This is a genomic window from Wolbachia endosymbiont of Dactylopius coccus (assembly GCF_977011065.1).
The window spans coordinates 818,436-831,535 of the sequence record NZ_OZ347065.1 but is presented as its reverse complement, the minus strand read 5'-3'; the positions used below and the strand labels follow the sequence as shown (position 1 = coordinate 831,535).

2 protein-coding genes are annotated in these 13,100 nt (G+C 33.6%); both read left to right on the top strand.

All coding sequences use genetic code 11. The features are described 5' to 3' along the window. Positions 1–308 precede the first annotated feature (308 nt). Positions 309–1,544, top strand: a complete 1,236-nt coding sequence (locus ACWHVF_RS04560) for a hypothetical protein (RefSeq protein ID WP_064085535.1) — start codon at positions 309–311, stop codon at positions 1,542–1,544. A gap of 101 nt (positions 1,545–1,645) precedes the next feature. Continuing rightward, positions 1,646–12,769, top strand: a complete 11,124-nt coding sequence (locus ACWHVF_RS04555) for an ankyrin repeat domain-containing protein (protein ID WP_447933209.1) — start codon at positions 1,646–1,648, stop codon at positions 12,767–12,769. The last annotated feature ends 331 nt before the right edge of the window (positions 12,770–13,100 follow it).

Below are 13,100 nucleotides of genomic sequence, written 5' to 3'. Positions count from 1 at the left end.
TCTAGCGGTAGTCCATGCCATCCCAAGAAAAATACTTCTCACGGCTTCTGATTTTAAGCGCTGAAAGTGGCCAAATTACCTAAGTTTTCAATATAATACATTGCTAAATTAATAGCATTTTACTTAAGGGTAAAAATTAAGATAAGTTTATAAAAAGCAAAGAATTTGAAAGTAATCAAACGAGCCTATTGAGGAAGCTTTTGTCAAAAACGACTTCAAACTAAAAAATTTTCTAAAATAGTAATTGACAAAGTTTTAAAGGTAGAGCAATATACCTAAAATGTATTAAATCTTGTTAGGGGGTAAGTATGGATTACGAAAATGTACAAAAGATATTACTAACATCTATTAAAGAAGATGATTCTCATAAAGGGTTTAAAGGGTTAGAGATTAAGAGATATTGTATTGCATATCAGGGACTATTTAATAGATGGAATAGCATAATACTACCACCTTTTTTAAAGGAAATTCTAGAAAGCGAAATTTGTTGGAAAATCGATGACACCTTAGGTCATGTTGAGCTTGATAGGTATGCACTAGGGAAAAAATTATTAACCTTAAAAACTGAAGATGGACAGAAATCTCTTCTTGATTCTTCTGATCGCTACAAGATTGCATGTTGGTGTTGTTTTGAGGACGATATAAGAGCTATTTTTGAAGAATTTAAATTAACATTAGGTAGTAAATCAGTAGAGAGTTTGGTTAAGGGATGTGATAAAGGGGCTTTAATGATTTACTGGTCACATGCTATGAATAACCAAGAACATCAGTTAGAATTAAATAATGAGCATCCGTATGTTTATGCTTTTAGATGTGCAATGCTAGAAAAGCATGTTGAAGCTTTGGAATTTTTCTGGGATAAGTTACAGTCAATTGATTCTGTATCTTCAGAAAGAAAAGAAGATTTATTAATGGAAGTAGCATATAATAAAGGACATTTTTCTACAGATGATGTTGGAATGGTTGACTTCTGTCTACGCTACCTTCATGAAGGTAAGTATCCTGAGTTGTTGAAAAGGGACCTCAAACAAAATGGCTATTACTATACTTTAAGTACATTGAATAGGAACTATTCTTTTGGAAGTGCTAAAAAGCTATTTGACTCTCTGAAAGCAGAACGTTTATCTCCTGATCAGTATTGTACGTTAATGTTTGCGACGTTAAACTCGGTTTCTTCTGTGCCAGATGATAGTTTTATCAAGTCTGGCAGTGATATGCTTACCTCTATGTGGAATAGTTCTGGTTTTGATACTCATAGACAACACTATTTACATAAGTTAAGCGAACAGCTCTCATCAACAAGAGATTTGGTTACTTCTCTTATTAAGGGGAATAAAGCTATTAGAATATTATCTAAAATTGTTAATTCTCTTAGCCAAGAGCAAATGTGCTCTATTATGGAAGAAGATAAGTCAGAATATGAGGTGTTTGTTAGAGTGAGAAACAAGCAATTAGTTGGTGGAGGTGGTGATCAGTTACCAAGTTCAGCGTTAGGTGTAGAATCTGTAAAACAGGAAGTTACTGATGTTAGAAGCAAAGTATAGTGTTTCTGTTTTGGGAAATTCATTTACTTAGACTTAAATGGAAGCATACAAAGAGTTTAGTGAGGGTAAAAATTGTAAAAGGTTAAAATCAGGAGGCAGTTATGGTTAATACCAATAAGCAACAGGAAAGACCACAAGATTTCGAGCTAATGGAGTTACTTTTTGATAAGGTAGATTCTTCAACTTCTGATGTAGTGGATTTACTGGATAAATCGTTTGAAGCAAGATTTCAGTCGTTAGTTAATCAAATACAATCTTATTTGCACTCTAGTGAAAAGCCTGGTTTTTTTCCTCATAGATTTTTAGGTTCTTTTTCCAGTGTATTAGATACTAAACTTAATGACAAGCTAGGCATAAAAAAATTGCACTTTCGTTTTGATGGGGCAAGAACTTTAAAGGTTGTAGCAGAAACAGAATCCAAAATACGTGTTTTTATTTTCACTGAAGATATAGAAGCTCAAAACTCTAAACCTATGGCCTTTGAATTCACCAAGGGCGAGTTCAAGGACGTAATAGGTAGAGATTATAATGCATTGGATGCTGATAAGCTTCAAATTGATGTGATAAAAATTCTAAAAGACAAATATGAGTTAGTAAAAGGAAGACCTAAATCAGACAAAGATGTTGAATCAAAGAAGTTATACTTATACCTAAAAAGCGATGGTGTGTTGGAGTATAAAGCTAGGGATATATATGGTGATGTTAGAACAATCAAGATTAGTCATGATCAATTAAAAGGCGAGGTTTTCGATAAAATCAAGCAGTTTCTAGGTAAGCAAGGTAAAGATCTTAGTGATGATGTGAGAAAGGAGTTGTCTAGAATGACTTCAGAAAAGGGACATACCTTAAAGAGTGATAGAGAAAATGAAAAAATAAGTATTAAGGTAGAAAGTAAAAAGAAGATCAAAGATATACCTATCTCTCCTCTAACAAGGTTTCCATTTGAGGAAGTGAAAAAAAAGCTAGGTAAAGATGTTTATTTAGATAATTATATAGAAAAGCTTGCCAGTCCAGACACAGATCAAGTTCAGAACAATCTCAAATCCATTCTAAATTATATTACAAAAGTTTATGCTGGTTTAAGTTTACCAGATAACGTTTACGGCGCTAAAGCTCGTGAAGCTGATCAACATGGCTTTTTAGCAGGAGTATTTGATAACTTTCGATATCGTCATAATGCCAAGATCTACCTGGAGCAATTTGCTGGTAGAGGTTATGCTGATATTGTTTTACTTGTTCGTGGGCCTAATCGTGCTATTGATTCAGTTCCAATTCTTATTGAACTCAAGGCTGGAACTGAAGGACAAGTTGATCCAAGTGATGCATTGAAGCAAGCTGAAGGTTATGTTAAAGGCTTTAGGCCAAATAAGATGAGGGTTTTAACCAATGCAGGTAATGTTATTGCTGTTGGGTTAAATTTAGATAATGCGGAACCATTTAAAACTGAAGTAAAACCTATTAAACAACCACCGGCTCCTTTGATGGAAGAATTTATCGAACTAGTTGGCAAGTGGGATAATAAATCAGCTTATGAAGAAGTTTTTAAGCGAGAGGTAAAAGATTTATTATCAAGTGAGTACCATACTTTTCCAGCAAATAAAGAAACAAAAGATCATTACTATTTCAGTCGAGACATATTAGGTCAATCAATTTTAATCAATAAGATTGGTCAAGATCAAAGTAACATTAAAAAATATATATACTCATATGGTGAGTACCCGCTGAACTGGCCTCAGGGAACGGAGTACACTTTATCCAAAAGCCCGGTTATGACATTAATATTTATTCAAGGTAATGAAGGGCAAGAAAAAACAGCATTCATTTTTCATATACGAGAGTCCAATACAAAGAAATTCTATGCTGATAAAAAAATTCCAGTGCTGAACATACCCGAAATAGGAAGAGTAAAAAATGTTATAGAAATTAAAATGAGTCTCAAAAAACATGAAACAGGGTTATCTTTTGAAGAACTTTTTGAAATAGAACAGATAAGTAAATATAATCCAAGTGGTACCGATCAGCAATTTACAGGTAGTTTTTTTAAGATACCTAATTCTGATGAATTAAAGGTAAAATTTGATCAAGCAATTACTTCTCAACATGCTACTTCTTCTGACGGTGAGGGTTCATTGCAAGCATATAAAGCGTTGCTTACTGAAGTAGCAGATAAGATTTACCCTATTAAAGATTTAATTACTAATGAAGCAAGATTACAAGCTGTTCTTAATGGTTTATTTAGTAGTTACAGTGATTTAAAGCTACAGGAGACTTCTGCGAAGACTGTAATTATATCTGAATTTCAAGTAGGAGCAGGTGGTCGTGTAGATGTGGTAATTCAAGCTATTGGTCCTTCGCCTCAGGGTACTAAGGAATTTACTCCTATGGCGCTGGAATTTAAGCTTATAAATAAGAACTTAAATCAAGATCAGCAAAAACAGGAAGTTGATAAATTAACAAAAGAACAAAATATTAGATATGCTAAAGGTGCGGCACTGAAAACGATTACAGATAGTGACAAAATGTTTTTCATGGGTGTAGTTGTTAATGTAAAAGCTCAAGACAAAAATTCTCTAATATTGACGAGTGATAAACTTATTTCTGCTAAAGTGCGCCATAGCTCTGTTGACGTACATTTAAAGGATATAAAACAACTAATACAGAGACTAAAGAGTACAACTATAAAAGAGACTTTAGAATCTGCAACAATAGAGAAGAACTATCATTACTGGCTTCAACAACACGATATAGCTGATATTGCAAGGGTAGAATATGGTTATGGAACTGATACGCTGTTTGAGGTCGTTGGATCACCAGAGCATATAGCCAGTCAATTGCAGCAGTTTCAAAATAGCGTAATAGCAGGAGATGAAAGAAGGCCATTAACTTTAATTGTTAATTTAGATAATAATCACTGGGTTACGTTAGTCATCTCGTATCAAAACGGTCAGTATAATGGATATTATGTGGACTCGTTGGGTAATAATATCCCAGATAATATTCGTCAAGTTTTACAACGTGCTCAAATTACCGTTAATGATGTTTCTGTTGCCCAACAAACAGATGGTCACAATTGTGGCTTATGGGCATTAGAAAATGCTAGAGATATTAATACTGTATTGCAAGGAAGTAGAAATAATGTTCTTGATGAAATACGTAGCCATTTACAAGTTCGAGAAAGAAGTGAAGATTATTTTGTGAGTTTAAGAGAACATATTTCAAACATATTAAGTATGGATTCACAACGTATAGCTAACCTAGAGGCTGTACTTGCTGAAACACAACAAACCAAATTCAACCTAAACAGTTGTGTAAAACCGGGTGGTAGAAGTAAAATAAGTATTAATCCTTGTTTGTTTTCAAAGAGTGATGTAGAAAAATTTAGTAGAGAAAAAGTAGATGAAAATAATGCAGATAAGATTGTAATTGATAGCGAGAAGTTTCTAACTTATGTTAAAAACAGTCAAGATGAAGGTAAAAATGCTCAGCTAATAGAGTTTATTGGAACCAAAAATATTGAAGGTGACTATAAATATTTAGTTGATAAGGTAATCAAAGATCAAGGATATGAACGATATATTCAGAATGAACGTATTAAGGATTTTTACGGTGACATTTTACAGCAAGATAGTGGTTTTGAAAAAAATTCGAAGTTAAAAGGCAGGCTGATGAATGCTGCAGGTACAATACAGTTAATAAGAGGAATTCATGGTGCTATTGTATCTTGCAAGGATGGAACAGCAATAGATTGTGGGTTAAGTTTAGGTGGAATAGGGTGGTCTTTTGCGTCTCAACCAATTGAGAATATAATGGTCAAAGTTACTCCAAAGGTTGTAACATTAGCTGAGAGGGTTGTAGGAAAGGTTATACCAGGAATGTTAGGTAAGCAGACAAAGTTTGCTATTAGAATAGCAGGGGTGAAATATGGAAGTACAGTAGCAAAAGGTGTAGCAGGGACTGTAGCTGGTGTATTGGATATTATTGATATAGGCAGATCAGTTAATAGTCTTATTGATTGTAAAAATAGAGAGAATGGCAATAATCCATGTGAAGAGAAGGAGATAAGGGATAATATAGCATCTATATCATTTGCTGGTGTATCATTTGTTTCTGGTATTGCTCTTGCAGCAACTAGTATGCCGGTGGCTGGTATTGCAGTTGGATTTGGGATCATGGTAGGTCAAGGAGTTTATAGTGGTATTAGCAATATCATAGAGTATGAAAAAAAATATGATACAACTTCTGGAGAGAATTGGAGTATTTTTTGGCGTACAGTTCTTTTTCAATCTATGGCATCTGATGTTAAACATCTTAAAGCTAGAAAAGATGTGGTTAATAATCTAGCTAAAAAAGCTTGGGAAGTTCTAAGTAATAGTTCCAGTAATGTAGTTGCTTATGGTTTAGGTTTAGGGAAAATAATAATCGAGGAATATTCCTATGGGATTAAACCTTGTCCGGCGACTAGAAGTAAAAACATACTTTCGCAGATTGTTGGGTGTGTGGAGGAAGAACGTAAAAAACAAGAAATGGATGGAGTACCCACTTTTCACGCAGGTTATGCAAAGATTCTTATGAATATAGAAAATACCAACACCGAAAGCCTTTCACGTGTTATACCTGATCGTATTGCAGGTGCTAGCAGTATTTGTTTACCGCAGATCACTAATGAGGATTACGAAAAAGGTATTAAAAACTCAGTTCCATCGGCTGTATACTATTGTGAAAATGCAATGGTTATTGGACACAATAGTAGAATAAACATGAAACAAAAGGACAAAACAATTGTCTATGATCTACAGAATGTAAATGATGGTGATATTGTTGGCAGTAATAAATGGAATAATAATTTTCTTATTTATTCAGGTGCAGAAAAAATAACTGGTGGTAATAATGTAGTAAATAGGTTTGTTCTTCTAAGTGATTCTAGGTTTTTAGGTAAAGTTATTGGTGGTAATAATTCCACTAATGTACTTGATTTAAGTCAAGTGAAAAAAGATGTAGTGAAAACGTTGATTGACTATCGTTTCAAGCCTAATGACTCTGGGCTACTGAAGGTTAAAGTGAATAACAAATGGTTGATTAATGATCAAATTGGTAGTAATGGCGTTTTTAATTATCAGTATATTGGGAGAAGGAACAAAGAGGATGAGGTTTTGTGCACTGGTCATTTTGACCACTTTACAGAAACTGATAATCGTGAGGTTATAATAGATAGTGGCGGTGGTTTTAATAGTGAGAAGGAGGATATAGTTGAAAATTGTAGGAAGGTAATTGTTTCGCCTTATACTACAGTCAAGGGTAGAAAAAGCGATTATACTTTTTACGTAGAAAATGCAGACTATAAAGGTTGTGATTTATATTCAGAAATTGATGTAGATGGGACAGGAACTGTAGTTTTTCCTGAGTTTGATTTGTTAAGTGATTGTGATCAAATAACTTACTGTAAAGACAGTAATACTTTATCTTTGAAAATAAATTTTGGTCAAAATAATCAATTTACTCTAGATATAAAAAATTACGTTGAGCAAAGCAGTAATAAACCTCACTTTGTACTAATAGATAAAAATGGTAGCAATATTGTTCCTAAATTTGAAAAGTCAGACTCACCTATTGTAACGATTGATTTATTTGAACTACACACAGTTTGCTCTCAAGAATGCTCCCTCGATAATTTGAATAGTGCTGAAGATCATTATAAGAAGGTTCTAAACAATAAAAAAGGCTACAAGGTTCTAAGTCTTATTAGAGGTGAAATACAGAACAAAGATTATACGAATCCACATATGGTATTTGGTTCTTCGGGGGATGATGTAATAAACTTTGATCAAGGAACTATGTTGGCTAAAGGTGAAAGTGGAAGTGATGTATATATTATTGATAGTGGTGTAGGAAAAAGGGAAGTTATAATTGACAATAATTCAGGCGATAAAAAGTTAGATACAATACTTATGCAAGAAATACCAGAAGAGTTTGAGGTGAGAAAGTGTGATCTGCACTTGAATTATAATGGTACTGATATCCAAGTGAAAAATTATTTCCAGGATGATAGCTACAGGCACCTTATGGTTATGAATAGCAGAGGAGAGACTTTTATTCCTTATGTACAATCAATTTCATGTGTTGGTTCCTCCATGAGAGAGGGTAAATTAGTTCCTTTTTTCCACGCTACACAAACTCATAATATGTTTCGAGTACCAAAAGACTTTCAAGGTGATTATATAGTAATTGATTCTCGTAATGAAGATATTGAGCAATATAAAGACAAAGATGATCTCTTATTGATAAGAAAAAAAGAAATTCCTTTTACTGTGAACATAGAGGGTTTTTACAATGATCAAAGTAGACGGAATAATATTAATTTTTTTCTGTGGAATAATGGTAACTTTTCATATCTTGATCTACCGCAAGAAATTGATGAAATAGTAAATTATCAAGATAAGCTTAAGGACGATTATGAAAAGATTGTAAAAGAATACGTTATAGATTTTAGCAACTCTACTAGTGTTGAGCATAATCAAAAATTAGAAAGAAATATCTCGACTTTTGTAGGGCAAGACGAGGAACGTATAGGAGTAATGGTACTGAAGAATATTACTCCTAATCAAGTTGAAGTTTTTGTTAGTGGTACAGATTTAGTGTTTCGTGATAAGGGGTCCAATCATACAATCAATATAAGAAATTGGGATAGTTCTAAATCTCATAGAATTTCTACATTGGAATTTGATTTAGGTTTGGAGCCAATAACAATCCGCAAGTTAGGTAGGTTTAGCTTATCTGAGGTGAGAAAAATACAAGATTTAATTGATAAAGCTTCAGAAAGTTACCAGAACAGAAGTGAGTATACTCCTAAAGTAGAAAATGACTTAAAATGTTTAATATCAGTGACTGGTTTTAAAAAAGAAAACAAAAAGCCAGCATATCAATGTTTAGGTTTTTCTTCACTACGAGATCAAATTAACTTCACTGAAAATTTATGTGATTTGGAGCAACTTATTGAATTTAAAGACAAGTTGAATAGCACTGAGATTTTAGCCCTGTCAAGGAAATTACAAAACAATCTTTTATTAAATGGTTATGGTCAAAATGTACTTGATCAATGCTCTGAATCAGTATTGGCTCAAAAGAGCGGCCAACAGGTAATAGAAAAGATATCTTCTATGGTAAAAAATATTGGAAGTCCTAGTGATTTACCTCCTGCAATCACTGTTAACCTAGAGAAATTTTCAAACATATCAGATAATTCAGACTTAACGGAACACAGCCATAGAAAGAAAAGGCATGTTTTGGAAAGTGGAAAAGAAAGTGTTATTGTTAAAAAAAGTAACAGTCAAATAGAATGTAAAAACAATACTACTAACATAATTACTTCAGGTTATGAAGAGCTTGATGTTGATAATCTTCCGCTTCAAGAGGTAATCATTCATGATGATGTTAATAGAAAAAAGAGCTTAAAGAGTAGGTTAGACTTATGTCAGTTAGTGAAACAGATCGATAGGGATTTAAACGTAAAATTAATGCCAGTAATTATCAAGGATAAAAGTGACTTAGTGATAAAGCTATCTATATCAACCGTTGTTTTACAGCAAGATATAATAGCAGTTAGACTGAAAAATGCACTGGTCAATAATTGGTACAAGAAGTTAGAAATCATTTTTAATAATGCACCTATGAGGATAGATGATAATTTAAATTTAAAGCCTTCACTTCTTATCTCTGATCAAAAAAATGTTATAGTCAGATCACAAGACGTGGAAAAAATGAGTAAGCTTATTTTATCACAAAAGGCAGGGCAGTATAAATTTTTCCATGCAGGATATGATTTGATACTTACCTATGGCTTTGATACAGAATCATACATTTATCTTAAAGATTTTTATAAGGAAACTGTAATGGAAACATTATCTATAAGATTTACTGATAGAGAAATGTTATTACACGATGAAATAGAGAAAATATACAATGCTGATAGTATGATCATTTCATACAAAAGTTCCGATCCTTCAAAAGTTAAACAGATTTCCGATAATGTTAACATCAATGTTCAAGATGAGTTTGGTAAGACTCCTATATTTTATGCTATCCAAAGGGGAAATCGTGCTGAAGTTGAACTTCTTCTTAATAGAAAGGCTGAAATTGAGATTCAAGATAAGTTGGGCAGAACTCCTATACTTTATGCTGCTCAAGAAGGAAAATGGAGTATAGTTGAACTTCTTATTGATAGGGGCGCCAACATTGATAATGAAACAACGTATCAAGAAACACCTTTACATTTTGCCGTTCAAGAAGGTAACTTAGATATAATAGAGTTTCTTCTTAATAGAGGTGCTGACATTGAATCCCAAGACTATAGTAATAGAACACCTTTGCACCGTGCTGTTGAAGCAGATAGATTAGATGTGGTTAAACTTCTTCTCAATAGAGGTGCTAACATCGAAGCTCAAGACATGGAAGGTCAAACACCTTTAGATTTAGCTGTTCAAAGAGGTAGGACAAATATAGCAGAAGCCTTAAAACAAGCAAGGTTGAATAAAGAATTGTTAACCGCAGTAAGAGAAGGGGATCTATCTAAAGTTAGAGAGTCTATCAATCAAGGGGCTAGCATGAAAGCAAAAAACAAATTTGGTCGTCCTCCTTTAGTCATCTCCGCTCAAAAATGTCATTTAGATGTGATGAAATTTCTTCTGGATAAAAATGCTGATATTGAGGCAAAAGATGATGATGGGGCAACTTCTCTTCATTGGGCTGCTTCAATCGGTTTTTTAGATATGGTTAAGTATCTTATTGAGAAAGGGGCTAACATTAATAGCAAAATGACATATTTGGGAACAGCTTTACATCTTGTTGTTCAAGAAGGTAATTTGTACATAGTTAAGTTTCTTCTTGATAGAGGTGCTGACATTGAATCTCAAGACTACAGTAATAGAACACCTTTACACTGTGCTGTTGAAGCAGTTAGATTGGACATAGTTGAACTTCTTATTGATAGAGGTGCTAATATTAATGCTGAAAATATTTATGGCAAGAAACCTATACATTGTGCTGCTGAGAAAAATCATGAAAACGTTCTAAAGTTTTTACTCAGCAAGGGAGCAAATATTGATGATACTGATAAAAATGGTTGGACGCCACTACACTGTGCTTCTGGAAATAATCATCTTGATATAGTAAAGTTTCTTATAGGTAAAGGTGCAGATGTCAATGCTAAAGATAATGATGATAAAACACCTTTAGACTTGGCCATCGGAGGAAATTACATAGGTATAATGGAATTTTTAAAACAAGCACAATTAGACAAAAGATTGTTGGCTGCAGCGGAAGATGGAGATCTTGGTAAAGTTAAAGGTCTGATTGATCAGAATGCTGATGTTAATACTAGAGACAAGAGCGGTTGGACACCTTTGCACTTTGCTGCTTATTGTGATAGATTTAGTGTAGTTAAGTTTCTCTTAAATAATAGCAGTGCTAATATTAAAGCTAAAGATGTGTATGGTAATACACCTTTACATATAGCTGCCCAATATAGTAGTAAAATTGAAATAGTTGAGTTTCTTTTAGACAATAGTGCTAGCGATATTAATGATACAACCAATAATGGTTGGACGCCGTTACGTCTCGCTATACAAGGGGATAAACCAAATACAGTCAAATTTCTTCTTAATAAAGGTGCTAGTATTGAAACCAAAGATAGATATGGCCAAACGTCTTTAGATTTAGCTGTTGAAAGAGGTTATACGGATATGGTAAAACTTTTAAGGTCAGTACAATTGGGTAGAGGATTATCCTCTGCAGTGCGAGATGTAAGTCTTGGTAGGATTAAAGTTCTTATCGAACTAGGTGCTGATTTAGAAGCTAAAGATAAAGATGGTAATACTCCTCTGATGAATGCTTCTTTGATTGGTAATTTAGATGTAGTAGGGTACCTTGTGAGTAAGGGAGCTGATATTTATGCGAAAGCTAACGATGGCAAAACAGCATTAGATATTGCTAGAGGTGCAGGACATACAGATATCGTTCAATACTTCGAAGAGAGAGGTAGGGATTATACAAATGGTAAAAAAGCTATGCATTTTGCAGCTGAAAATAATGATGTGGAGACTCTAAGTTCTCTTGTTAACAAAGGAAAAAATGTTAATGATTGTGGTGATGATTATTGGAGACCTCTACACTATGCTGCTAGAGCTGGAAGTTTAGAGGCTACTCAGTTCCTTGTAGAGAAGGGTGCTGGTTTCTACGCTAATAAATATAAGACTACAGGTGGTCAGGCCCCTATACACATAGCTGCTTACTATGGTAATAAAAATATCGTAAAGTTTTTTGTTGTCGAGAAGGGAGTGGATGTTAATTGGCAGGATGGTTACACTTCTGGGTTGCACTCTTATGGGAACTACTCAACACCATTACACTGGGCTTCCAAAGGTGATCATCTCGATGTAGTAGAGTATCTTGTAAGCTTAGGAGCTAATATCAATGCTCAAGATTGGTATCGTAAAACACCATTAGATATTGCTAGAAACAAAGGAAATAATGATATTGTGGAATATTTGAAAGGAGAACTCAAGGAAGAAAGACCTTTACAACGCAGACGACGTCATGCTATGTATTTAAGTAATCAACCTGAGGTAACAGCAAGCAGTGGCATAAGACCATCTTTATGGATGAGTAGTTGTATTTCTTGGGTAAAAAAATTAACAGCTAGCACTTTTTCTATAATTCCTGGATTACCTGCTCAGTACAACATTGCAGATAAGAATGATGATATTAATGCAAGAAGTGATAATAAAAACATACCACAAAGTACAGCATCTGTTGGTTGGAATAATTTCCTAAACAATGAAAATATTGCCCTTGCGAGTTGTGTCGTTGACACATTAGATGATACTTCAAGTAAACGCTATCAAAATTTAATAAGTAAAGGAGTAGAAGTTGTACCAAACAACAAAATTGCAGTTGAGTTTGCTCTTAGGAAATTTGATTCATTTGTAGAAGGTAAAATAAGAAATCTGGGCTCAAAAGAACAAGCTAGAATACGTGTTGAACTTAAAGATGCATATCCAGAAATAACAGCAAGTCTTGAAAGAGGAGTTGAATTTAGTGGTAATGTTGGGTTAGATAATGTTTTAGAAAAGTGCAAGAAGTGCTTTTGTACAAATGTCCTACCAAAGGATAAAGTATTAACTTGTCTTTCTGATGTAGGAGTAACAAAGCTTGGAAATAATTTGAGTAAGTAAATGATAATATGGAAGATATAATATGCCAAATAGTGGAAAGCTTACAATAGAGTTTAAAGTGGAGGTGATAGAATTAGCCACAATAGTTAGGGAGCCGTTAGCAAGTTTGAGGGTCCTAATGCTAACATGAATGGAGTAGAAATTATAAGACTGAAATCGGAAAATAAATGGAAGGCTTGAATAGGAGGGTTTTGTTATGGTAGTAATCTATATTATTCTATGTGCAATTTTTATAGCTATTTTAGACAGTTCATTAGACTCTTAATTAAGGGGTATGTCTAACTTAGGAAGGATTTTCATAAATGTTAAAAAGTGAAGTGAATAAGTAGGA